Annotated in this window: 29 protein-coding genes; 19 read left to right on the top strand and 10 right to left on the bottom strand. The window is 38.7% G+C overall.

Going from position 1 to position 21,940, the window contains the following annotated elements:
- Positions 1–5 precede the first annotated feature (5 nt).
- The 11 genes from MTQ00_RS09290 (at position 6) to MTQ00_RS09240 (ending at position 5,390) form a co-directional block, all read left to right on the top strand.
- Positions 6–533 carry a hypothetical protein gene (locus tag MTQ00_RS09290; protein WP_273648574.1) on the top strand — a complete coding sequence of 176 codons (528 nt, stop codon included), beginning with the start codon at positions 6–8 and terminating at the stop codon, positions 531–533.
- A 41-nt stretch (positions 534–574) separates the two neighbouring features.
- Positions 575–778 (top strand): hypothetical protein, encoded by a 204-nt coding sequence (locus tag MTQ00_RS09285; RefSeq protein WP_172279393.1) that lies wholly within the window; start codon positions 575–577, stop codon positions 776–778.
- A complete protein-coding gene (locus tag MTQ00_RS09280) occupies positions 762–1,571 on the top strand; it encodes a hypothetical protein (RefSeq protein WP_273648573.1) in 810 nt (269 codons plus the stop codon). Before MTQ00_RS09285 ends, MTQ00_RS09280 begins: the two co-directional genes overlap by 17 nt.
- Before the next feature lie 54 nt (positions 1,572–1,625).
- Positions 1,626–2,057, top strand: coding sequence for a hypothetical protein (locus MTQ00_RS09275; protein ID WP_172279389.1), 432 nt, complete (start codon positions 1,626–1,628; stop codon positions 2,055–2,057).
- A 24-nt stretch (positions 2,058–2,081) separates the two neighbouring features.
- Entirely contained in the window at positions 2,082–2,324 is a 243-nt protein-coding gene (locus MTQ00_RS09270; protein ID WP_172279387.1) for a RebB family R body protein, read from the top strand.
- A 616-nt stretch (positions 2,325–2,940) separates the two neighbouring features.
- Positions 2,941–3,210, top strand: coding sequence for a RebB family R body protein (locus tag MTQ00_RS09265; protein WP_034684380.1), 270 nt, complete (start codon positions 2,941–2,943; stop codon positions 3,208–3,210).
- 83 nt (positions 3,211–3,293) lie between these two features.
- Positions 3,294–3,560: a RebB family R body protein gene (locus tag MTQ00_RS09260; protein ID WP_172279385.1), complete on the top strand. Its 267-nt coding sequence runs from the start codon at positions 3,294–3,296 to the stop codon at positions 3,558–3,560.
- 86 nt (positions 3,561–3,646) lie between these two features.
- Positions 3,647–3,916, top strand: a complete 270-nt coding sequence (locus tag MTQ00_RS09255) for a RebB family R body protein (RefSeq protein ID WP_172279382.1) — start codon at positions 3,647–3,649, stop codon at positions 3,914–3,916.
- A 62-nt stretch (positions 3,917–3,978) separates the two neighbouring features.
- Positions 3,979–4,248, top strand: a complete 270-nt coding sequence (locus tag MTQ00_RS09250) for a RebB family R body protein (protein WP_089027138.1) — start codon at positions 3,979–3,981, stop codon at positions 4,246–4,248.
- Between the two features lie 84 nt (positions 4,249–4,332).
- Positions 4,333–4,599, top strand: a complete 267-nt coding sequence (locus MTQ00_RS09245) for a RebB family R body protein (RefSeq protein WP_034684388.1) — start codon at positions 4,333–4,335, stop codon at positions 4,597–4,599.
- 104 nt (positions 4,600–4,703) lie between these two features.
- Positions 4,704–5,390, top strand: coding sequence for a hypothetical protein (locus MTQ00_RS09240; protein ID WP_273648572.1), 687 nt, complete (start codon positions 4,704–4,706; stop codon positions 5,388–5,390).
- Positions 5,391–5,582: 192 nt separating this feature from the next.
- On the opposite strand, the gene MTQ00_RS09235 is transcribed toward MTQ00_RS09240, so the two are convergent.
- From MTQ00_RS09235 to MTQ00_RS09220, 4 genes are all read right to left on the bottom strand, one after another.
- Positions 5,583–6,263, bottom strand: coding sequence for a response regulator transcription factor (locus MTQ00_RS09235; protein ID WP_172279378.1), 681 nt, complete (start codon positions 6,261–6,263; stop codon positions 5,583–5,585).
- Positions 6,264–6,521: 258 nt separating this feature from the next.
- The gene (locus MTQ00_RS09230; RefSeq protein WP_273648571.1) at positions 6,522–7,271 is read right to left on the bottom strand and encodes a sensor histidine kinase; all 750 of its coding nucleotides are present in this window, start codon (positions 7,269–7,271) and stop codon (positions 6,522–6,524) included.
- Positions 7,241–7,885: a hypothetical protein gene (locus MTQ00_RS09225; RefSeq protein WP_273648569.1), complete on the bottom strand. Its 645-nt coding sequence runs from the start codon at positions 7,883–7,885 to the stop codon at positions 7,241–7,243. The genes MTQ00_RS09230 and MTQ00_RS09225 overlap by 31 nt, the downstream gene beginning before the upstream one ends.
- On the bottom strand, positions 7,872–8,576 hold the full coding sequence (locus MTQ00_RS09220) for a hypothetical protein (RefSeq protein WP_273648568.1): 705 nt from the start codon (positions 8,574–8,576) through the stop codon (positions 7,872–7,874). The genes MTQ00_RS09225 and MTQ00_RS09220 overlap by 14 nt, the downstream gene beginning before the upstream one ends.
- A gap of 539 nt (positions 8,577–9,115) precedes the next feature.
- Here MTQ00_RS09220 and MTQ00_RS09215 point away from each other — a divergent pair.
- Together MTQ00_RS09215 and MTQ00_RS09210 are read left to right on the top strand one after the other, a co-directional pair.
- Positions 9,116–9,442 carry a nucleotide pyrophosphohydrolase gene (locus tag MTQ00_RS09215; RefSeq protein WP_273648567.1) on the top strand — a complete coding sequence of 109 codons (327 nt, stop codon included), beginning with the start codon at positions 9,116–9,118 and terminating at the stop codon, positions 9,440–9,442.
- A gap of 10 nt (positions 9,443–9,452) precedes the next feature.
- On the top strand, positions 9,453–11,645 hold the full coding sequence (locus MTQ00_RS09210; RefSeq protein ID WP_273648566.1) for a DNA/RNA helicase domain-containing protein: 2,193 nt from the start codon (positions 9,453–9,455) through the stop codon (positions 11,643–11,645).
- Between the two features lie 35 nt (positions 11,646–11,680).
- Here the strand turns inward: MTQ00_RS09210 and MTQ00_RS09205 are convergent, their stop codons facing one another.
- From MTQ00_RS09205 to MTQ00_RS09190, 4 genes are all read right to left on the bottom strand, one after another.
- Positions 11,681–11,845, bottom strand: coding sequence for an HIT family protein (locus MTQ00_RS09205; protein WP_273651057.1), 165 nt, complete (start codon positions 11,843–11,845; stop codon positions 11,681–11,683).
- Between the two features lie 74 nt (positions 11,846–11,919).
- Positions 11,920–12,123: a hypothetical protein gene (locus MTQ00_RS09200; protein ID WP_273648565.1), complete on the bottom strand. Its 204-nt coding sequence runs from the start codon at positions 12,121–12,123 to the stop codon at positions 11,920–11,922.
- A gap of 34 nt (positions 12,124–12,157) precedes the next feature.
- Positions 12,158–12,535, bottom strand: a complete 378-nt coding sequence (locus MTQ00_RS09195; RefSeq protein ID WP_273648564.1) for a hypothetical protein — start codon at positions 12,533–12,535, stop codon at positions 12,158–12,160.
- A complete protein-coding gene (locus MTQ00_RS09190) occupies positions 12,504–13,358 on the bottom strand; it encodes a hypothetical protein (RefSeq protein ID WP_273648563.1) in 855 nt (284 codons plus the stop codon). The genes MTQ00_RS09195 and MTQ00_RS09190 overlap by 32 nt, the downstream gene beginning before the upstream one ends.
- 683 nt (positions 13,359–14,041) lie before the next feature.
- Between MTQ00_RS09190 and MTQ00_RS09185 the strand changes: the two genes are divergently transcribed.
- The 6 genes from MTQ00_RS09185 (at position 14,042) to MTQ00_RS09160 (ending at position 19,872) form a co-directional block, all read left to right on the top strand.
- Positions 14,042–14,413, top strand: a complete 372-nt coding sequence (locus tag MTQ00_RS09185; protein WP_273648562.1) for a helix-turn-helix domain-containing protein — start codon at positions 14,042–14,044, stop codon at positions 14,411–14,413.
- A 95-nt stretch (positions 14,414–14,508) separates the two neighbouring features.
- Positions 14,509–14,829 (top strand): hypothetical protein, encoded by a 321-nt coding sequence (locus MTQ00_RS09180; protein WP_172278350.1) that lies wholly within the window; start codon positions 14,509–14,511, stop codon positions 14,827–14,829.
- A 75-nt stretch (positions 14,830–14,904) separates the two neighbouring features.
- Positions 14,905–15,759 (top strand): helix-turn-helix domain-containing protein, encoded by an 855-nt coding sequence (locus tag MTQ00_RS09175; protein ID WP_273648561.1) that lies wholly within the window; start codon positions 14,905–14,907, stop codon positions 15,757–15,759.
- Positions 15,760–15,827: 68 nt separating this feature from the next.
- Entirely contained in the window at positions 15,828–17,042 is a 1,215-nt protein-coding gene (locus tag MTQ00_RS09170; protein ID WP_273648560.1) for an FAD-dependent oxidoreductase, read from the top strand.
- A 140-nt stretch (positions 17,043–17,182) separates the two neighbouring features.
- Positions 17,183–17,614, top strand: a complete 432-nt coding sequence (locus MTQ00_RS09165; protein WP_273648559.1) for a MarR family winged helix-turn-helix transcriptional regulator — start codon at positions 17,183–17,185, stop codon at positions 17,612–17,614.
- A 44-nt stretch (positions 17,615–17,658) separates the two neighbouring features.
- Positions 17,659–19,872, top strand: coding sequence for a S9 family peptidase (locus MTQ00_RS09160; RefSeq protein ID WP_273648557.1), 2,214 nt, complete (start codon positions 17,659–17,661; stop codon positions 19,870–19,872).
- 62 nt (positions 19,873–19,934) lie between these two features.
- On the opposite strand, the gene MTQ00_RS09155 is transcribed toward MTQ00_RS09160, so the two are convergent.
- Positions 19,935–21,107: a T9SS type A sorting domain-containing protein gene (locus tag MTQ00_RS09155; RefSeq protein WP_273648556.1), complete on the bottom strand. Its 1,173-nt coding sequence runs from the start codon at positions 21,105–21,107 to the stop codon at positions 19,935–19,937.
- 291 nt (positions 21,108–21,398) lie between these two features.
- Positions 21,399–21,740, bottom strand: a complete 342-nt coding sequence (locus MTQ00_RS09150; RefSeq protein WP_273648555.1) for a hypothetical protein — start codon at positions 21,738–21,740, stop codon at positions 21,399–21,401.
- Positions 21,741–21,940 lie beyond the last annotated feature (200 nt).

Here is a 21,940-nt window from a genome sequence, read left to right as displayed (position 1 = left end):
CAACCATGGCTGAGAATGATAAAGATGCAACAAAAAAAGCTGCAAAAGCTGATCCCACCACTCCGGAGGAGAAAGCAGTAGTGTTTGTGAACACAGAAGTTTTATCGCCGCCACCTACCGACCCGATGTTAGGCGCTGCGAAAATAATGATTGATCAGTCGACCGGGATGATGGTGCAGGATTTACAGTCATTTTTAAAAGGATTTGAACAGGTGGGTCTGGTAGCTTTGAGTAAACTGGCTTTCAATTATTTAACATATGGAAATTACTATCCCGGCGGGAAAAAAAAGAGTCCAAAGGAAGAAGATGATGAAGATATGGAAGTGCCGGAATATGATCCGGCAGGAGGAAACGGAAATGCAATGATGAAGGACCTTTTCAAAATAGTAAGTGATTATGCAGAAGCCAAGACAAAGCTCTCCGGGACCATTTACAACAGCAACATTACTCCTTTTTCAAACGGAAACACAGACCTTCCCCCTTTGGCAGATGTAACCGTGGAAAGTGAGGATCCCGAAAAAAAAAACGAGTAACGCTGCCGGCAGCGGAAGAAACCCCGATACCGGAAGATCCTATGAAAAAGAACTTTACCGTGGCTGACGAGCAGGGAGGGGGAGTTGTGCTGAAATCTATAAAATTAACGGAGCCATTAGTAAAACCGGAAATCAAAGAAGCGGTAGTTCCTGTTGAACAACACATCAGTGAACACACCAAAAAAACTATACTAACAAAACTAATCGAAAAACTTAAAAAAATAAGAGATGAATTATTCAATTGAACCAAAACCAGCGAAGGTTTTAAACCTGCGCACCCTCAGGGAGCTGAATGAAAGCCTTTATCTTACCAGAACGGATGACAATGCCTATTTCAGCGTAAAGAAGCCGGAAAATAACAGCGATCGTGATATATTCGGTCTGCAAACCTCCAATGTCACCATTCAGCCTACGGTAAGGCCGGTCATTAGTATGAAAGGCAAAAGAACCAACAACTATCAGTCGTTTGTTATCGAACCTAAAGACAAAGCGACCGGAATTGTGGTGGTGATGATCAAACTGGAAGAAAATCAGACTTTTTTCTGTAATATAAGGATCCTTCCTCTGAGCACCCTGGCAGATATTACCGAACCGGAAGTAGATTCCAGGCTTCTTACCATTAATCTCGAAAAATCGAAATGTGTTCTCAAGACCGATATTACGATCACCGCATCCAATACAGGTGAAGCCCTTTATTCAGTGCATGATGTAGATGTGAACGCAATTGCTAACCTGGTGACTCCGGAGGAAATTATAGAATTAAAAAGGGAGCTGGAATTCCAGGGATCAAAACTGATGGCTCATTATTTCCAGGAAATCCTTGATATTATCCTTAATGAAGCTGTTCCCGTGCATGGCAAGCCGCCGGTAATTCCGGACGACTATATCCTGAGCCTTCCCAACGACCAGATCAAGGAAATGATGACAGCGTGTGCGATCACGGGATGTATTGCCCTGGAAATTATCGGAGCCAATGTGATTCTGGACCTTAACAGGGACTGGACGACTGCAGGCGCTTTTCTCGGCTATTTGCTGTAGGAGATCATTCCTGCGCGGCTGTCTCTTTTCACTCACCATCAAAAAATAATACCTATGCGAAGAAGAATCAATCACAGGTCTTCCAAACCTGCGCGTACCCCTGATCCTGCCCCGGTTCCGATAGAAACTGAACCTGTAGAAATCATCGAATCTATACAGACCATTGAGCCGGAAATTGTGGAAGAAGACTTAATGCCTTTCGTGATCACGAACGAGGATGAGATCATTAATTACATCAAGGAGAAAGCAACCAAGGAAACGTTGAAATCTTTAGCTCCTTTGCTGGAAAAGCTTGAGGAAGCGGTTAAACAGCAGCAGGCTTATCAGGCTGCAGCGCCGGCCACAGGAAATCCGGTTGCGATGACCTATGAAGAACAGCTGAAAAAACTTCAGGAGGCTTCCACAGGAAAATTAAAAGAGAAAGAACTGAAGATCGCCGAAAGGATGACCAAGCTGCAGGCAAGATTTGCCAATATCCGTAAATAATCAAATAACCAAAAATTAATAGTTATGATACACAATCAAAATGAAATCAATTTGGAAGTTGTAGGAATGGCTCCCACTGTACCTACGGCGATATCTATGCAGGTGAATGCGCACTCTACAGGATTGATGTACGAGCAATCTGTATCGCACCAACAAAGGGATGCCCTGATCGGTTTAAGCAATTCAGTTATGGGAATTAAAAAAATAGGCTCCCGGAAATTAAAAAAAGAGCTGCTGAATTTCAGAAAAGGACGTTTTAATTTCTGATCAGTCTGAATACTCAGATTACGGATGCGGTTTTCTTCCCTGCAGAAATAAAAGCTGGTGACCTCAACATATATATTAGTCAAAATTTTTCATCCTCCCACCCGCTTTTAGAATGTTGCCGATGCCCCCAAAGAGCAAATATCATGTGGAAATGCAATCTCTCGCTCAAAATGTAAACACTGTACAACAGCCTGCAGGAGAAGAATGGTTTCTTTCATATAGAGGTAAGAACCAAAGAAGGGACCGCATCCTTTTTTTAAAATAACAATGTATATATACTATCTGCCCCGTCCGCAAGATCCGCGGAAAAAAATAAAAGTAATATAAAAAACACATCAGGTCGTGATAGTTAGTGCCCACGTGTTTATCAAACCAACACAGAATTTTAATTTCTGCCGGTTTCGCGGATAATGCAGATAAGATTCATCAAAAATGGTGATTGTAAAGTTCTTGTTGATTCAGCAGGTATAGCAGATAATCAAAAGATCTGTTCCATCTGTCTGATCGGTGAGATATGGAAAAAAAGATCGCAAAGATCAAAAGAAACAGAAAACTAGTTTAACAATCAAATAATTATTAACCGGGATTTAAATCTCAAAAAAAACAAATTACAATTATGGCAACAACAGTTAATTCACAAATCACAGATGCGGTTACTCAATCGAATGTAAAAGTAGTAGGAGAAGCTCCTGCAATGGCTTTGGGTAATGTTTATCAGACTGCGGCTCACTCTACGGGAATCATGTTTGAAAATGCGGTGAACACGCAAAACCAACAGAATATTTTAGGACAGGCGGCCACTACACAAGGTGTAATGCAGATCTATAGCCTGGATACCGTAGCAGATGCGATCTCTATTGCAAGAATGTTGAATCCTAATTCTTAATAACCTGTTTCTGCTTTAGTAGAAAAACGATAACCTTAACCGGAATATCAGGTTAAAGAAAACTCTAATCAACAACAATCATTATGGCAACAGTAGTTAATGAACAAATTACGGATGCCGTTACCCAGGCGAATGTGAAAGTAGTGGCGGAATCTCCGGCTATGGCTTTGGGTAATGTGTATCAGACTGCCGCTCACTCAACGGGAATTATGTTTGAAAATGCGGTGAATACGCAAAATCAGCAAAATATTTTAGGACAGGCGGCTAATACGCAGGGCGTAATGAGGATCTATAGTATAGATACCATTGCAGATGCTCTTTCTATTGCAAAGATGCTGAATCCGGCATAAAAGCTCCCACGCGTAAAAGTAAAATATAACCTTTTAACAACCGGATCATCCGGTTGTTATTCAAAATCAAATTAAAAATTAATAATATGGCAACAGTAGTTAACGAACAAATCACGGACGCGGTAACGCAAACGAACGTAAAAGTAGTGGCAGAAGCTCCGGCAATCGCTTTAGGGAATGTATACCAGACAGCGGCGCATTCAACAGGAATCATGTTTGAGAATGCAGTAAATAATCAAAATCAGCAAAATATTTTAGGACAGGCGGCTACTACACAAGGTGTAATGCAGATCTATAGCCTGGATACCGTAGCGGATGCAATCTCTATTGCAAGAATGCTTAACCCGAACTCTTAAAAATCAATAACCATGATCGGATCGACTGATCATTTTTAAAACTCTAATCAACATCAATCATTATGGCAACAGTAGTTAATGAACAAATTACAGACGCAGTAACCCAGTCCAACGTAAAGGTAGTAGCAGAAGCTCCGGCAATCGCTTTAGGAAATGTATACCAAACGGCGGCACATTCAACCGGGATCATGTTCGAAAATGCGGTAAATAACCAAAACCAGCAAAATATTTTAGGACAGGCTGCAACAACACAAGGGGTGATGCAGATCTACAGCATGGATACTGTAGCAGATGCAATTTCTATTGCTCAAATGCTTAATGCAGGATCTTAATACCTCATTTCTGCAATAGCGGGAAACACAATACAACCACGGCCGGAGAGTCCGGCCGTATAAAATCTAATAACAATTATCATTATGGCAACAGTAGTTAATGAACAAATCACAGATGCTGTAACGCAGTCCAACGTAAAAGTAGTGGCAGAAGCTCCGGCTATCGCTTTAGGGAATGTGTATCAGACAGCAGCGCACTCTACCGGGATCATGTTTGAAAATGCAGTAAATACGCAAAATCAACAGAACATCCTAGGTCAGGCAGCGACTACACAAGGCGTGATGCAGATCTATAGCGTGGATACCGTAGCAGATGCTATTTCTATCGCTAAGATGCTGAATCCATCTTAATCAGAGCGTGTTTTTAGAATTATATTGTTCAGGGAGAATGCTTTATTGATTCTCCCTGATTTTTTTAATAGGATAAAATCTTAATAACCTAAAATAAAATTAATATGGGATTTTTAAAAGATGGAGTGGTGCTGGTAACGAGAGCTATGCGCGTCCGTTGGGATAATGCAACACCGGTTTACAGACACATCTTGCGATTGCCGCAATTTGCCCCTCAACTTCGTTTTGTTGATCAGATTGTTTCGCCCGCAGGAAGAGTGGGATCACCGTTCATGGAACCTTTCCGTATTCTGGGGAGAGCCCTGAGCTGGAAGATCTGTTACGACGAGCATAAATTTAAATTTAAAATACTGGCAGGACCTACGGATTACGATTTGAATGCACGTTTGCTTTTTGAACATTCAAAGAATTTTGTAGGGCAAACAGTACCCGGTGCGATGAGAGGGGAAGGAGGAGTCTTCATGGGAAGAAGAGGTCAGAACGTAGTCACAACGGCTATGTTCGGCGGACAGGTGAGAATGACTCATGATGATGAAAACATGACGATGAGAAATTATGCTGAGCCGGGACACGTTTTCAGTGAAGGGTATTTGGATCTGGCATTTGTAGATGAGAATGACGGGAATACATATGTTATCCTTGAAGGAGGTGGATACAATAATTTTTCTACCATAAATCAAGGTTTTGGAAGCTGGGTATTTCCGAATATGGGAAGAGCCAATATAGAAGCATACAGAGAATACCGTAACCTTCCCCGTATAAAGCATACGGTTGAAGAAATCAGTAATTAGTGCTCCTACAATATAATTTCAGGGCAAATTTCAAAAAGGATCTTTCAAAACAGATAATACTGAAAAAGAATACAAATTGTATAACCGGTAAAAATAACCCTCACAAATTTGTATTCTCTTCAGTATCAATCATCACTCATCACTCATCAATTATCACTTATCACTCATCAACTCTCAACCACCGTTTTCCAGCTATTTATCCAGCAGTACGATCTCGTGAGCATTCACAAAATTATTCTGTACCGCATAGATCACCAGCCCGGCCATATTCTTCACACTGGTTTTGATCATCAGGTTGGTTTTGTGGGTCTCCACTGTTTTGGGAGAGATGAATAAATGATCTGCAATTTCTTTGGTGCTGAGCTGCTGGCAAACCAATCGCAATACATCAATTTCCCTTTCCGTAAGATCGTCTTTAGAGTAGGCATGAAACTCCGGAAGCTTATTGGACAGCTGTCCGCGCATCACATCCACTTGTTCATCGGAAAAATAATGACCATGATGATGCACTGCATCAATCACCTTTAAAAGCTCATCAAGCTCAATTTCCTTGGATAAAAAAGCATGGGCTCCCATTTTCAGCATTTGTCCCATAAATGACCGGCGGTAAAAGCTGGAGAGGACAATGATTTTTACCTCCGCTTCCTTTTGTGGCAGGGCGGACATAACTTCAATACCGTCCCCGTTAGCCATTCTGAGGTCCAGCAAAAGGACGTCCGGCAGATCAATGTTCGTTTCATTCAGAAAATGATGACCACTTGTTGAGGTCATTACCACTTCGTAACGATCATCCTGATCGATATAGTTTTTTAAAAGTTGTACAAACAACAGGTCATCATCTACGATACCAATTTTAATTTTTAAGTTTTTCATTTTTTAATTTTTATTTAGGCAAATGGGCAAATAGGCGAGTTTGCTTTTTCCTCTTTCAGCCATTTCGCCCCTGCTTTTCAGCCATTTTACAATTTTACAATTTTACGATTTCACGTTTCCGCAGTTTAGCCTTTCAGCCTCCTCAGCAATTCCGCCATTTCACAATTTCCCACTTTAAATTTCCCACTTTTCCTCACTCTCTCACCCGCCATCTCCAAAACCCCCAAACCCCCAAACCCTCAAACCTTAGAACTCTCATCACTCTATCACCACACACGCTATAAACTTTGTCCCTTTTTCCGGTTTCGACTTCAGCTTATACGCTGCGCTGATCTTTTGTGCCCTGGACTGGATATTTCTGAGGCCGATCCCGTTGTAATTGTTTTCCTGGCGGAATCCGTTTCCGTTGTCCTCTATGGTCAGCATCAGGTATTCCAGGGATATCCTTAATGATACATCAATCCTGGTGGCATTGGCATGTTTTAAAGTATTGGTGACCAGCTCCTGGACGATCCTGAACATATTTAATTTTACCGGACTGCTGATCGATGCATCGGTAACCCTGTGGCGGTAATCGATCTCTATGGTTTTACTGATCTGGTCCAGGTAATCGGCGATCAGATCCGTTAACGTAATCTCCCCCAGATCCGGAGGCGTCAGGTTGTGGGATAATTCCCGGATCAGCTGCATCGATTGTTTCAGATCCAGGTTCAGTTCGTCCTTGTTTTTATGATTAATATTCAGGCGGATCAGGTTCAGGTTGGAGATTATGTTATCATGAAGTTCTTCCGCAAGACGTTCCCGGTCCTTTTCCTGGATGTGTAGGGTATTTTCCCAACATTCCGTCTGGGTGTTGCGGACGAGCTGCATTACTTTCTGCCTGCTTTTCCTGATGCTTTTCAGGTAGTTCACCACCAATACGGTGATCAGTATTGTTGTTAAAAGGAATAAACCAATGCCAATCCATATCCATTCAACTACCAGGCCCGGATTTTCCCACTGCAACATCCCAGATTAATAAGAGCAAGATAAAAACACCATAACAGGATCCCTCTGAAAAGCCAGATCGGAGCCACCCATTCCAGGTGATTGCTGATCAGGAAATCAAAAGTCGTGGAGATCAGGCATTCAACAGAAAAAAAAAGAAAAACAGAGATGTTGAGGATCAACACGCTTTTTTCTACGCTTCCTCTTTTCAATACCTTCACAAAATAAGCTGCCGCAAAACTACAGATGATAATACTGCTGATAATGTTGGAATAAAAGGTAGCGGGTGTATGGTCCCGGACATTCACGATATTGATGACCAGGAATACCGCAGCATAGAGGTAGATCATCCACCTGAGCGGTTGGGGAAGCTTAATACAGTATTTGCTGTAGATCTCGGTGAGCATTATAAGGCCAAAAGACTGGCTCAATGCATAGTTGTAGGTGTTCAGTGTGTTTAATTTCAGCAGGCGGTCCACGAGGTCCGTCAGTTCCAGGGCCAATTCACCCAGCAGGAATAGCAGGATCGCTTCCTTGGAGGTTATCCCCCTTCTTACCAATAGGATCAGCCCGGTGAATAGGGTGAGGTTGATCAGTACCTGTAAACAGAGGGATAGGTCATTATAAGAAAGCACCGCTTTTTTTCAAAAGTTGGTAATTGTCAACAGGATCAGCAGCAGTAAACGGAGGTCGCGGAGTAGAGTAGTTCTCTGCGGTTTTACTCATTTCGCTGATCGTAAGGTCTTTTACGGTAATGATCTCAACATGATAGGCGAAAACAGAGGCATTCTCAGGATCATCCGTAAGTCCGAAGAAACAGGTGCCGGATTGATCACCATCCAGTCCCAGACGGTCAAAATCTGCAAACGGAATTGCTACTATCTGGACGAAGTCCTGAACTTTCTGGGCCTTCAGCCAGGTCGTACAATACATATTCCATCTGAAATTGCGGTTGATCGCTGATTCCGAAGTGATCGGCGGATCAACTTCCAGGTTGGTGGTGTTTTGTACAGTGACATTTGGGGAATCGCGAGTGAACTCCCTGATGACAATATCAGTGAAATCTGAGGTCTTATCGCTTTCGGAATCGATCAGGAAGAACTTAAGCCGGTCCTCATCAATACCCAGGTACGCATGGATCTTTGGGTCTTCTGAATTTCCAAGATTAATTTTCCATTGGTCAATCTCCTTTCCGGAAACAGAAAAGTGCGTGCCTTGATTGAGATAGCCCAGGATTTCCGCCTCGCTTCCGTCAATTCCGCTCTTGTAAGCGTCAATTAAAGTTTTCCATTTTTTAATGGATTGGTAAATACTTTCAGTTGTCATGGTATTAGTTATTTGTAAGTAATAATAAATTATTTTTGAAATTTACAAAAAAAATGGTTTTTAAATCACGCGGGTAAGAAATAGGAGGAATTGTGTTACCGGATTGTGAATTACCGGTGGAGTGAGGTAGCTTTGAGAACGGTGTTGTATTAGTTAATGTATTGATATGTAATTGTTTATAAATATTGAGAATTCCAGCTCTAATGTGAATTATTTTTGTTTTTTTAATTGTTTTTGGCTAAAGAGGTTGTTTTCTTTCTGAAAAAATCAGTTTTTCTACGGATTGCTGTTCCTGTTTTGTTGAGTACATTTGTTGGGAATACCCTGGAGTGAACTGATGGTGAGTGAAACATTGTTGATAAATGAAATGGATTTTCTTGAAAATAGTACACGATGAGTGGTACGGTTGCTAACCAGATGATGTTGAGAGATGATGTTTTAGGAAAAGTTCCTGAAAAACTAATATTTTTAAGATATTTATTACCAAGATTTATTATTTTTAAATTTAATTTGAATTGTTACTTTATTAAACTTTTTTTATGATAGACAAAAGCACTATAGATAAGCTTTTAAAATTTCGTGATGAACGAGATTGGCAACAGTTTCATAATTCAAAGGATTTGGCATTAGCACTATCCATTGAAGCGTCTGAGCTTTTAGAAGTTTTTTTATGGAAACAAAATGAAGATTTTAATAAAGACAAATTAGAAGAGGAACTTGCTGATGTATTTATGTATGGGATTCTTCTTGCAGATAAGAACAAAATAGATATCAACAATATCATTTTAAAAAAACTACAGAAAAACGGTGAGAAATATCCTGTAGACAAAGCAAAAGGGAAGTCGGATAAATACGATGAATTGTAGATTTTGAAAAATGAAAAATTTTACAATTACTGAAGAATACGGCTTCGATTATCTCGCTGAAACTTATATTAATTTTAATCATAAAGATTATACATCCTGGCCAATAGTGTACCTGCTTAAAAATAGGCAGGATAAGTCTGCATATGTCGGAGAAACTACTGATATAATAACCCGACTAAACACGCATCTTAAATCGGAAGAAAAGAAAAAGCTATCATCTGTAAATCTTATTTTAAGTGAACTTTTTCATAAGTCAGCTACATTAGACCTTGAAGCTAACTTGATTAAATATATCTCAGCGGATGGACAATATACATTGCAAAATGGTAATCTGGGAATTTCGAATCATCAATATCATGAAAAGAAAGTATATTGGGAGCTATTTAAAGATATTTGGGATGAACTTAGACAATTAGGTATTGCTCGACATTCATTAGACCATATTAATAATTCTGACCTTTTCAAATACTCACCTTATAAATCGCTTTCTAAAGAACAAGTTAAAAGTTTGAAAACAATCTTTAATTGTTTGTTGGATGAAAGGGCTAAAGTAAGTCTCATTCATGGAGGAGCAGGGACTGGTAAATCTATTTTAGCTATTTTTTTATTCAAACTTCTTAAAACTAATTTAGAAGACTTTAATTACGCAGATTTTGATGAAGAAGATGAGGAGCTTTTTTCTTTATTACAAAAAGTTAAAGAGAAGTTTTCTGATTTGAATATGGCATTGGTAATCCCAATGGCTTCTTTTAGAAAAACCATTTCTAACGTATTTAAAAATATTAATGGTTTATCCAGTAAGATGGTTATTGGACCGTCAGAACTATCAAAAAATAAATACGACCTCATCATTGTTGATGAAGGACATCGTTTGAGAAGAAGGGTGAATCTGGGTTCCTATTTTGGAACATTTGATACTAATAGTGAGAAGTTAGGATTAGATAAATATACTTCTTCAGAATTAGATTGGGTTATTAAGCAGAGTGAAAAATCAATCATTTTCTATGACCAATATCAATCTATAAAACCTTCAGATACTCTTAAAGAGAGTTTTCAAAAACTTGAATTAGAACCTTATACTCGGGTCGAAAAACTAAAAACTCAATTTCGTGTTCGTGGTGGAAATAATTATATAACTCTGATTCATAAACTTTTTGATGAGCCTTCAATTCTTCCAAAAGAAAAATTTAGAACTGATGATTATGAATTTTACTTATTTGATGATCTCGGAGAGATGGTGGATCGAATAAAAAAGAAAAATGAAATTCATAGTTTGTCAAGAATGGTTGCAGGATATGCCTGGGAATGGATTTCAAATAAAAATCCAGAAGCGTACGATATCATTATTGGTGAGAACAGGTTAAAGTGGAACAGTACTTCTATAGATTGGGTTAACTCTGTAAATTCTATCAACGAAGTAGGGTGTATTCATACAACGCAAGGTTATGATCTGAACTATACCGGAGTTATTATCGGTCCAGAATTGGATTATGATTTTGAACTTGGAAAGCTAACTGTAGACAAGCAAAAATACAAGGATAAGAATGGAAAAAATTCCATTAAGAATGAAGATGAGTTATTAGATTTTATCATCAATATTTATAAAACAATATTGTTACGGGGAATCGAGGGGACTTATATTTATGTTTGCAATGATAATTTAAGACGTTTCTTTAGTCAGTTCATCCAATCTTTTAATTCCATTTCAAAAGAAGAGAATCCAATACAATTTCTAGATCATCCAACTGAAACTTCAATACCCTTTTATGATCTCAATATTGCAGCAGGATCTTTTTCTGAACTGCAAGAACTAGAAAATATAAAGTTTGTTGAAGTAGATGGAATAAGTGGTAATGATGATTATTTCGTTTGTAAAGTAGTAGGTGAATCGATGAATAAAATTATACCTAACAACAGTATTTGTTTATTTAAAAAGTATACAGGAGGTTCACGTAATGGGCTTATTACTTTAGTTGAAGGCAGAAATATTTCTGATATAGAATTTGGTAGTAATTATACCGTTAAAGAATATTCAAGTAAAAAATCGATTGATGAAGAAGGTTGGCATCATGATGAAATAGTTTTATTACCAAAATCGAATGATCCGAATTTTAAACCTATTGTTCTTAGGGATGAGGAGACGGTTGATTTTAATGTAGTGGGAGTGTTTGTGAGGGTGTTGAAAAAACAAAATATTTTCTAAATCATGTACTTATCAAAAGTTACAATTTTCTATAATTAATATTTTCCTTTTTTAGGAATCATACGCCCACCTTTATGATTATCCATTTCTCCATTGTATCTGGGAATTAAATGACAATGGAAATGAAACACAGATTGTCCTACATCAGCACCACAATTCATTCTGATATTAAAAGCATCAGGTTTATATTTTGATAAAATAATCTCTTTAGCTTTTAATTATTACTTTAATCCTGAATAAAGAATTCCCCCATCTAATTAAGTGGGGATTTTGCCTATTCTTTTTTTGAGGGAAAATAATGTTTATAGGCCATATATAATGTACCTCCAAGCAGTAATTCAAAAGCACCATATATTTTTAAGGCTTCGTCTGAGTTTGAATTAAGCATCTTAAAAAGCACAATAAAGAAGGCTACAATTCCCACAACAATTAAAATAAATTTCATCAGCATATTAAAACCGGCCTCATAAACTTTCATTTTTTTTTCATTTAAAGGACTTCTGTTAGGCCTATTAGTCATGAGCAATGTTATTTAATTGATAAAACGTAATTTTATTAACACTCACTTCAGGGAATAAATAATCTTCTTTTTCTAATAACTCACAAGTGTCGCATTTTATCTTTTGAGGAATTTCACTTGTTGAATTATAAGTATTTATTATACGGCCACAACTTGGACATTCAATTCCTACTTTCTTTTTAAAAAGTTTATCTTTTACTGCCATCTCACATAGTATTTTTGCAATAGGTGTTGTTAAATTAAAGAAGCTCCTTATATTTTCCACATAGATTCGATCAGGATCAGTTGATTCGATCAATTCTATTTTTTTATCAACAAATTTTCCTATTGGAGTTTTGTCAATTATCTGAAAGAATTTTTTTAACCACATTTTGATTTTGATTTAATGATTTAGGAAATAATGGTATACTAATCTGTCCAATTCCTGGATCTGCTGTAAAATGCTCAGGCATTTCACCGTCATCTAGCAAATATTTAAAGATAGTTTTTTTTAATGGCGCTGTAATAATCCCTCTATAAACGTCAGCATACTGACTTTTAAGAGTATAATTTTCATCCATTGTCTCAGTTGTTGTTGATTTTGACTTTTTCCATTGTGCATATTTACAATCAATAACATCATCTTCCCACATTTTTTTTAGCCCTCTATTTAAATCGCATAACCTTGGTCTTTTCACAGTTAAGAAATCTGTAATTGCTCTTATCACTTCATATTCATCATTGTTCTTCTCAACATTATAAACTTTTCGGCCTTCTTCAACATATGTGCTTATATTCTTCTCTACAATGGTCACATAAAAAATTAAATGCTCATTGGTTATCTCTAATTTAATAGGCTGGTGAAAATTTATTACAATTTGTTCAAATGGGTTACTTAATACGGTATTATAATTTATAAAAGGATTGATAATTAAAATTTTACTACCTTCAATATCTCTATTGCTTACAATTTCGTACGGAAACCCATCAAGCAAAACATTGCCATCTCTATTATCTATATTAAATACATAAATATGTTGTTTTGTGAAATCTAAATTTAAATAGGCAAAATCATAAATAACAGTATTAATATTAGAATTTAGTACTTCTCTATACAATGCTTCTCCAACTTCATTTCTTTGAAAATGATCTTTTATGACTTTTACTGGGAATAACTTCAATAATCTATATAAAACTTGTCTTTCTGAATTCATATTTATGTTAAATTTTCATAGTTTGATCTGTAAATATAAATATTTATTTGTACTCTCTATATATTTACAAATGTAATTAATCAACACGTCGAAAGTTGTCGTATTAAATACAAAGTAAGGTAAAACGATTTAAATATAATTACGGTTTGCCGTAGGAATATTTAGAAAATAACAAATTCTCTTCCACTTTTCTTCTGCGAATAAGACCTTTTAATGTTGTTGATATAGTAAGTAACATCAAAAAAGAAGTGATCTAATTTTATATTTAGAGAAAATAAATAAATATGAAAATTACATTTTTAGCTAGTGAATTAACAGATGTCCAAATAAATATAGATACAGTCAAATTTGAGATGATATATCAATAGATTACATAGTAATAATTGACTTTATGAATACTTAGCAAAGGGCATTATTTTTAAAACACTTAAAGTTTATAAATAAAATAAAAATCGAGTGAGTATAAATGTAAGAGATTGGAATATTGTAGACTGTAAGTTTATATCGAGGATATAAATTAATAACAAAGAGAACTGATCTAGTTCTCTTTGTTATTTCCTACCCTTGTTTAACGTAATATGTAATTACCTAAATTATTTTTTTTGATATATCATCTATCGTGAAATTAACAAAAACTAAACCCAAATTTTCTCTATATTTGTACAAAGCACAACACAACCACTATGGAAAAGCTAAGAAGTCTAAGGAAGAAAAGAGGATACACTCAGGAATATATGTCTAACATCTTATCAACGGATGTTTCCAACTATTGCAGAAAGGAAAGTGGAGATGTTAGAATATTTGACGATGAGTGGGAAAAGCTAGCAAAAGCTCTTGATGTTCCGGTGGAGGATATTAAGGAAGAGCGAAAGTCTGGCGGAGTTCATAATGAAAATTTTACTCTTAGCGATAGTGCTACTGCTGGGAACTATTATGAACAATATTATAACATTCCAAATCAAGTAATGGACAACCTACAGGATTACATTAAACTCCTGAAAGAACAAGTTGAAGCTTTGAAACAGGAAGTTGAGAAATTAAAATCAGAAAAGTAATCTTCCTTATTTAAGGATAATAGATCATAAAGAATAAATACTGCTTCAATGAAGTGGTATTTTTTATGATAAGAAGAATGAAATAAAGAAACCACATGAATCTACAAGAATTAATCAACTACTTCCGCAAGGGAGGATCCTATAGAGACTTTTGTCAGGAACAATCATTGGATCAGACTTCCGAAGCGATCGAAGTCTATATGGAACAACCTTTAGAGCTGAACAATAATCTGGCATTTTTTGAGATTGAGACGACAGAAGGAAGTCTGGAGTTTGTGAAAGATGGGATAAGATATTACAGCTTATTTGGGTTTCCTTATTTTTTGAATGTGCTTAAGGAAATCAGGGATCATCAGGAGCTGAGTGATAAAGAGGTTGCGGAGCTTTTGTTTGATCATGTGATCAGCAAAGAATGATCTGTTGTATTTTTCGTTCATAAAAAACCGGATCTATACGAATAATTACTATCTTTAGTTTCACAATCCGATCCTTTGGAAAAGTACTCCAACATATCGCTTCATCAACGTCAGCTGCAGGATTTTGGAATAAAGCTGATGCCTTTATCGGTTTTATCTGAAAAGGAAACCGGAATTCACCGGGACGATCATTATATGTTTATCCTTCAGCAAAAAGGGGATTTTACCCTTGAAGTAGATTTCAACACCGTAGAATTGAAAGGGGCTTTCCTGTGTTTTGTAGCTCCGGGACAGATTCACCGGTATGTGCATCAGCAGGATACGGAAGGTTGGTTTTTGTTTGTTGACATAGGAGCCATTCCTCAGCATTACCGGGAAGTTCTGGAAACCTATCAATGGATCCGCCAATCGGTGGAGGTTAATGAAAGGGATGTCGTCTTTGATATTCCGGGAATACTTGAAAAGATTGATGAAACAGATAGCTTGCATACGGTTTCCGTGAAACAGTCTTTGGTAGAATCCGTTATTGGAATGATGGTTTCCCAGATCATGAAATTTCAGGTTTCCGAGCAGACCAGTACCGGCCAGAAGTATACCATTACCCGGCAGTTTAAAAAACTGGTGAAAGAAAATTTTAAAAAGATCAAGCAGGTACAGCAATATGCGCAATCCCTTGTCATTACGCCCCTTTATCTGAACGAAGCGATCAAAGAAGTAACCGGCTATCCTGCCAGCTACTGGATCCAGCAGGAGGTGTTGCTGGAAGCCCGCCGGCTTTTGTTTTATACGAAAATGAGCGTTAAGCAGATCGCGGTTGAATTAGGCTATGATGATCCTGTTTATTTTTCGAGGTTTTTCAAAAAAGGAACAGGGATGACTGCCCTTCAGTTCAGGTCCCATCACAAAGATTTGTCTCATAAAGACCATTAATCCGCTATAGGAATCCCCTGTATTACCCGATAATTTTGTAACTGTCAATCATCAAAAAAACGAGAACGATGGATACAATGAATAGAATACCGGCACCGAAGCAAATACGAATTGCTATTGCAGGTGCAGGATTGGGAGGTTTATGCCTGGCCCAGGGACTGAAAAAGAAAGGAATCCAATGTGTCCTTTTTGAAAAGGACGAAGCGATGAACACACGAACCCAGGGATACCGGATCAGGATCAATGAGCAGGGCAGGCAGGCACTGGAAGATTGTCTTCCGGAATCGCTGTATCAGCTATTTATAGAAACTTGTGCCGCGCGTACCAAAGGACTGAAAGTTTTTACTTCCCATCTTGAAAAAACAGGAAAAGACTTGGTCGATTCCTGGAGTGACGGCATCCGGGAAGTTCCCGATCTGAAGCCCAACCGGCTGACTTTACGGGAAATATTGGTCCAGGGCCTGGAAGAGCAGATTCATTTTGGAAAAGCGGTAACAGATTATCGCAGGCTGGAAAGCGGGGAAGTATTGCTTTCTTTTGCTGACGGAAGCTCTTATACTGCTGATCTCGTTATTGCGGCAGATGGCGTAAATTCCCGGATCGGCACTGAATGTTGCGGAGACCAAAAAGTAAATACCGGAAATATAACCATCTACGGAAGGACGTTCCTAACGGATGAAAACCGCGAAGCAATTGCTGCCGAATTGTGGACCGGGACTTCTGTGATTCTTGGAGATCAGTTTTCATTAATTGCCGATGCGATGCAGTTTGATTTTTTGAAATACAATAGCTCATGGGATGCATTAAGTCCGTTGCAGGATTATTTCTATTGGGCCTTTATCGGAAAGCCGGCTGCTTTTGGATGGCCTTTGCAGGATTTTTATACGCTTTCTTCACAGGAGATTTTTAATCATATTCGAAGGGTTACCGATAATTGGCACCCCCAATTAAAAGCCCTCCTGGACTTCGGAGATCAGCAGTCCTTAGTCATGGGCCCGATCAGATCTTCATTGCCTAAAGAAAAATGGGTGTCCGGGAATGTTACGGCTTTAGGGGATGCCGTGCATGCGATGAGCCCCGCCGGCGGAGTAGGAGCCAATACAGCATTCAGGGATGCCGCATTATTGACAACTAATATCAGTGAAGCCGTTTTCGGCAATACAGAGCTTGCTTTAGCGATTGAAAGCTATGAAGATGCAATGAGAATATACAGCAACGAAGCCATTATCATGTCTCTTGAAGGTGGAGAAGTATTGTATGGAAACCTGGTAAATGGAAAATAGTCCCGAAAAGAATAATAATAAACCCAGTGTAAAGCCTGCAGCTGCAGGCTTTTAAATTTTTATATATTTTTTTACCTGGTATTTATTTTATTTATATATTTGATATATCAATTATATTTATATCAATTAAATAATTTATAATGGCTCAATCGGAACATACTATTTTTTACAGCATAGAGGAATCGATCAAATCTTATCGTCAGTTTGCCCAGAAGCAGATCAATGACAGGGGATTTGACATTACGATCGATCAGGGACTGGTCCTGAGTATAATTAATGAAAATCCGGGAATTGCCCAGAAAGATATTGCGAGGCGGGCTTTTAAGGATCATGCTTCGGTAACCCGGATCATCGAGCTATTAGTGAAAAGGAATTTTTTGAAAAGAGATTCTTTTGAAGAAGACAGACGCCGGTTTAACCTCATCCTTACCGGGGAGGGAAAAGATATTTTAAACGATATTCAGCCCATCGTGAACGCAAACAGGAAAAAAGCAGTTGAAGGCATTTCTCCGGAGGAGATTGAACTGCTGAGAAAGCTTGTTAATAAGATTACAGCTAATTGCAGAAGCTGAAACAGGACAGATGAGTTGTAAGGTTCCACATAAAAATCCATTCCATGAAAATTTTGTGTAAACATGCTATCCTGAAGATGGGTCTTATGATCGTTTTTCTGGTTTCCTTTGCTCATGCACAGGTGAGTGATACCATAACGAGCAAAGGCCGGTACCGGAATTATCTGAAGTTCCATTCCCTGATCCGGGATACCTACATTATTCCGCATTGGTACAAGGATGGAAGCCGCTTCTGGTTCGCGGTGGGAGCTCCTGAAAATACAGTGGTCTATGAAGTGGATCCGGAACATAATACAAAGCGTCCTTTTTTTGATCAGGGCCGTTTAAGGAAAGCACTCACTCCATGGTTAGATAAGGAACCGGAAAATAAGGGGTTACCGTTCAGTGATTTTGTTTTTGTAGAGGATGATAATGCTGCGGAATTTTTTGTTGAACATAAAAAGTTTAGGCTGTACCTGAACGATTACAAGATCTTAAAAATTGACGGAAAGGAAGAAGTAAGACAGCCATTGGCAGGCATTATGTCGCCTGATGGGCAACAATCTGTTATTATGAAAGATCACAATATCTGGCTGATTAGCCATTCCGGCCCAAAAGAGCAACAGCTTACTACCGGCGGAACGGATGATTATCCCTGGACCGTCGAGAATGGGTGCTGGTCAAAAGACGGTAAAAGGCTGCTGTTGAAGAGGTCTGATGGAAGGAAGGTTCATCACTTGCCTGTCATAGATTATTCGGAACCTGAGGAATCTGTGACATACACTGTGTATGCAAAGACAGGCGGGGCTATTGAAATTCCCGAACTGTATGTACTGGACATTGATTCCGGAAAGATGATTACCATAAAAGAAGGTTCCGGCATTCCCCAATATGTATTTCCGGTAGGATGGACACAGGAGGGTTCAGAAATTCTTTTTATGCGCCTGGACCGTCTTGGGAAAAAGCTGGAGTTTCTGGCCACGAATCCTGACACCGGAGCAGGCAGAACAATTCTGAGCGAAGAGGCTAAAACCTTTGTAGCCGGATTGGATTTCCTGACCGGCAACTGGAAACGTCAGGTCACCCTTTTGAAGGAGCGCCCTTCTTTTATATGGATGTCGGAACGTGACGGATGGAGACATCTTTACCTGTATAGTATGGATGGGAAACTGGTCCGCCAGCTGACATCAGGAAATTTTCCGGTCACCAGTGTGATCAAAACGAATGAAAAATCAGGACTGATTTACTTCACAGCGAATGCCGAAAAAGAAGTGTATTCTACCAATGTATATCGCGTCGGTATTAACGGAAAAAATGGTAAAAGATTAACGCCCGCTCCCGGGATCCATACCTATTCCCAGTTTTCACCTTCCGGGAAATATTTTCTGGATACCCAATCCTCTCCGGATACAGCTCCCGCCGTTGAGCTTAGGACAACGGATGGAAAGTGGTTGCAACAGGTTCATCAGGCTGATATCACCAAGCTGCAGAAAATAGGATTCAGGGCTCCTGAAATTTTTAAAGCTAAGGCAGCTGACGTAATTACGGATCTTTATGGAATCATGTACAAACCTTATGATTTCGATCCATCTAAAAAATATCCTGTCGTAGAAATGGTGTATGCCGGCCCTTTTATCAATATTGTATCTCACCGGTTCGGGCCTACAACATCACTTTCGGTTCAGGCGCAGGCATTAGCTCAGCTGGGATATATCACAGTAATGATGGACACAAGAGGAACGGTTGAAAGAAGCAAAGCTTTCCAGGATGTTGTTTACAGGAATATCGGAAGATATGAAATTGCAGATCGTGTGGCTGTTTTCAGGCAGCTTGGGGAAAAATATTCCTATATGGACATGAAGCGTGTTGGTATTTGCGGCCATTCATGGGGAGGCTATTTTGCCATCCGGGCTATGCAGATGGCGCCTGACCTGTACAAGGTCGGCATTGCTTCGGCACCGGGTGAACTGACAGAAGGCGCAGAAATTAATGAACCTTATATGGGACTGCCGGAAGATAATAAAGAAGGATACGAATGGGGAACGAATACCCATCATGCCGCAAACCTTAAAGGTAAATTGCTTCTTATACATGGAACAAGCGATATAAATGCCCCGCTTTCAACAACCATCCGGATGATTGATGCGCTAACGAAAGCCGGAAAAAGGTATGACCTCATCCTGGTTCCCGGAAAAGGACATGATATAGAAAATGAAGACTACGTAAATGATGCAATCCGACGGTATTTCGAAGAAAATCTGAAAAATACAGAGAAATAGAAAAACGGTCGTTGAAGGCATGACCTCAGCGACCGCTTTTTTGAAAAAAATATATCAAGAATTTAATCCTGTATGATAAGCTTTTTGGCATCAGTTACTTTGCCATCTGCTGTCATTTTATACACATAAGTGCCGGACTGAAGTTCTGACCCGGAAAGTCGTATCGTCCCGTTTCCTTTCTCACGAAGAGGAACAGATTTAATAAGCTGTCCGGAAATATTGTAGATGTCCAGTGAAGCGGTTTTTATATGGTGAGGTAAAAAATACCGGATACTTGTTTCATTCTTTGCCGGGTTAGGGACATTTTGCCCCAGGAAAGGGGTATCCGAAAGGGAAATATCAGTGATGGTATTTTTGCTTACAAGAAGTTGCTTGAGTTCTTCAACAGTATTTTCAAGGGTTTTGATACGGTCTTCAAGCTTTTGAACAGTTTCATCAGAAGGGGCCGTTCTGGAGAGAATTGAGTTGGATACCATGACGTTGCCGTTAGAATCCACAACCAATGCGCGTCCGCTTCCTACGGGCAGATCCTGAAGCCTTACGGTTCCTACGGTATGGAAATTAGCTGTAGGGGCGTTGGTCCGTATTCCTACACTCTGGTCTTTGATCAGCATTGTTGAATTACCGGACATTCCCAGCATAATAGAATAGGGGATGGTATTGGTAAGCTTGGCTCCGCCGGTTCCTGCTCCGATAACGAATGAACGGTTACCGGTAGCTGCAAGGTCGATTCCAAATCCTCCGGAATACTCTTCGGTAAGATCGATTCCCACTCCGAGTGCAAATTCATTATGGTTCCTGATGATGTTCTTCCAACCCAGTGCAACCGATTTGCTGGCATTGTTCAAAACAGCATTATCCTGTCCGCCTACGATATTAGCTCCTCCCGCATTACTGAGGTTATTGGTCCATCCACCAACAATGCTGCTGCCGGCCTGGCCTCCCAAAGTATTGGATATTCCCGCAATAATGCTTCCTTTGGCTTTTGAGGCATTGGTATTATTCGTTGTTTCTACGATAAACGAACCGAATTCATTCAGAAGTGCCTGATTGGGATTTGAAGTGGCGCCGTTTGTTCTCAGATACAGAATTCTGCTGTCTACGGTGCCTACGTAATTGTTGGGTGCAATTCCGCTGTTTCCATTGACCAGCCATTGTTGGGCGCCAGCCATACCCGTTAGAAATACCATAGCCGCTGCTATGCTATTTTTCACGCATAATAGTGATGTTCTCATAAATTTGAGTTTTGATGGTTATTAGTTGTCACTAATTTAGGAAATATTATGGCATAAATAATATTTTAGTCACTTTTGTGGGATGTATTTTATAGGTGTAAGTGTTTGGAATCTAGTACTGAAAGGGTTGTTTTGGATTATGGTTAATATCTATTCTATTTATTTATGTCATCTAATTATCTGTATATTTACTATGTAGAACGTATTGGCCTGGATCTGATCATCAAAAAATATCCTTCAAATTTTTTTTGAAGGATATCATGATAGAGAATTATTAAAAAAATGGTTGCTTTATTGTTTAAGCTGTTCAGCCTTGATATATACTTTGCCCTGATCATCTTTCCAGGAAGGGCCTTTTACATAGATCGAATCACCTACTTCATAACGTTTGTAGGTACTGCCGCTTTTCTGAAGGTTCACAATACTGATCGTTGCCACGTATTCTTTCCCGTCAGCATCCTGAATGGTGGCCATATAGCCGTCTTTTCCATTTTCAATTTTCGTGATCTTTCCTTTTGCTTCGATCGTCATATCTTTTTCCTGATCTCCTGACTGTGCGGATGGCTTTGCCGTACAACTGTTCATGTTGAATATTCCTAATGTTAAAATCGCTAATGCTAGTATTTTTTTCATTGTATGATAGCTTTTTGTTGTTATTTTAAGTTTTTAACCTTGTTTTATTATATTGTTTTCTTGTTCAAAGCCCATACCAAAGCAGGTTTCGAAGTAACATTAGTTGGTTTATATCTTAAATCCGGTAATCCGAAAATCTTGCATCTGTTTTAAAATATTTTTGTCTTTTGATTTAATTTATTTTTTAATACGGTGTCCCA

Origin of the sequence: Chryseobacterium sp. B21-037 (assembly GCF_028570785.1) — a bacterium.
Taxonomy (GTDB): domain Bacteria; phylum Bacteroidota; class Bacteroidia; order Flavobacteriales; family Weeksellaceae; genus Chryseobacterium; species Chryseobacterium proteolyticum.
The sequence above is the reverse complement of the archived record's forward strand: the minus strand, read 5'-3'. Positions and strand labels throughout refer to the sequence as shown.

Bases quoted from the DNA above. Each gene is read 5' to 3' on its own strand.
- MTQ00_RS09200 (WP_273648565.1), bottom strand. From the start codon at position 12,123: ATGAAAGTTTATGAGGCCGGTTTTAATATGCTGATGAAATTTATTTTA.
- MTQ00_RS09275 (WP_172279389.1), top strand. From the start codon at position 1,626: ATGCGAAGAAGAATCAATCACAGGTCTTCCAAACCTGCGCGTACCCCT.
- MTQ00_RS09265 (WP_034684380.1), top strand. From the start codon at position 2,941: ATGGCAACAACAGTTAATTCACAAATCACAGATGCGGTTACTCAATCG.
- MTQ00_RS09280 (WP_273648573.1), top strand. From the start codon at position 762: ATGAATTATTCAATTGAACCAAAACCAGCGAAGGTTTTAAACCTGCGC.
- MTQ00_RS09270 (WP_172279387.1), top strand. From the start codon at position 2,082: ATGATACACAATCAAAATGAAATCAATTTGGAAGTTGTAGGAATGGCT.
- MTQ00_RS09210 (WP_273648566.1), top strand. From the start codon at position 9,453: ATGAAAAATTTTACAATTACTGAAGAATACGGCTTCGATTATCTCGCT.
- MTQ00_RS09285 (WP_172279393.1), top strand. From the start codon at position 575: ATGAAAAAGAACTTTACCGTGGCTGACGAGCAGGGAGGGGGAGTTGTG.
- MTQ00_RS09230 (WP_273648571.1), bottom strand. From the start codon at position 7,271: ATGTTGCAGTGGGAAAATCCGGGCCTGGTAGTTGAATGGATATGGATT.
- MTQ00_RS09290 (WP_273648574.1), top strand. From the start codon at position 6: ATGGCTGAGAATGATAAAGATGCAACAAAAAAAGCTGCAAAAGCTGAT.
- MTQ00_RS09170 (WP_273648560.1), top strand. From the start codon at position 15,828: ATGGATACAATGAATAGAATACCGGCACCGAAGCAAATACGAATTGCT.
- MTQ00_RS09245 (WP_034684388.1), top strand. From the start codon at position 4,333: ATGGCAACAGTAGTTAATGAACAAATCACAGATGCTGTAACGCAGTCC.
- MTQ00_RS09185 (WP_273648562.1), top strand. From the start codon at position 14,042: ATGGAAAAGCTAAGAAGTCTAAGGAAGAAAAGAGGATACACTCAGGAA.
- MTQ00_RS09235 (WP_172279378.1), bottom strand. From the start codon at position 6,263: ATGAAAAACTTAAAAATTAAAATTGGTATCGTAGATGATGACCTGTTG.
- MTQ00_RS09260 (WP_172279385.1), top strand. From the start codon at position 3,294: ATGGCAACAGTAGTTAATGAACAAATTACGGATGCCGTTACCCAGGCG.
- MTQ00_RS09215 (WP_273648567.1), top strand. From the start codon at position 9,116: ATGATAGACAAAAGCACTATAGATAAGCTTTTAAAATTTCGTGATGAA.
- MTQ00_RS09220 (WP_273648568.1), bottom strand. From the start codon at position 8,576: ATGACAACTGAAAGTATTTACCAATCCATTAAAAAATGGAAAACTTTA.
- MTQ00_RS09165 (WP_273648559.1), top strand. From the start codon at position 17,183: ATGGCTCAATCGGAACATACTATTTTTTACAGCATAGAGGAATCGATC.
- MTQ00_RS09250 (WP_089027138.1), top strand. From the start codon at position 3,979: ATGGCAACAGTAGTTAATGAACAAATTACAGACGCAGTAACCCAGTCC.
- MTQ00_RS09240 (WP_273648572.1), top strand. From the start codon at position 4,704: ATGGGATTTTTAAAAGATGGAGTGGTGCTGGTAACGAGAGCTATGCGC.
- MTQ00_RS09150 (WP_273648555.1), bottom strand. From the start codon at position 21,740: ATGAAAAAAATACTAGCATTAGCGATTTTAACATTAGGAATATTCAAC.
- MTQ00_RS09190 (WP_273648563.1), bottom strand. From the start codon at position 13,358: ATGAATTCAGAAAGACAAGTTTTATATAGATTATTGAAGTTATTCCCA.
- MTQ00_RS09155 (WP_273648556.1), bottom strand. From the start codon at position 21,107: ATGAGAACATCACTATTATGCGTGAAAAATAGCATAGCAGCGGCTATG.
- MTQ00_RS09160 (WP_273648557.1), top strand. From the start codon at position 17,659: ATGAAAATTTTGTGTAAACATGCTATCCTGAAGATGGGTCTTATGATC.
- MTQ00_RS09195 (WP_273648564.1), bottom strand. From the start codon at position 12,535: ATGTGGTTAAAAAAATTCTTTCAGATAATTGACAAAACTCCAATAGGA.
- MTQ00_RS09255 (WP_172279382.1), top strand. From the start codon at position 3,647: ATGGCAACAGTAGTTAACGAACAAATCACGGACGCGGTAACGCAAACG.
- MTQ00_RS09180 (WP_172278350.1), top strand. From the start codon at position 14,509: ATGAATCTACAAGAATTAATCAACTACTTCCGCAAGGGAGGATCCTAT.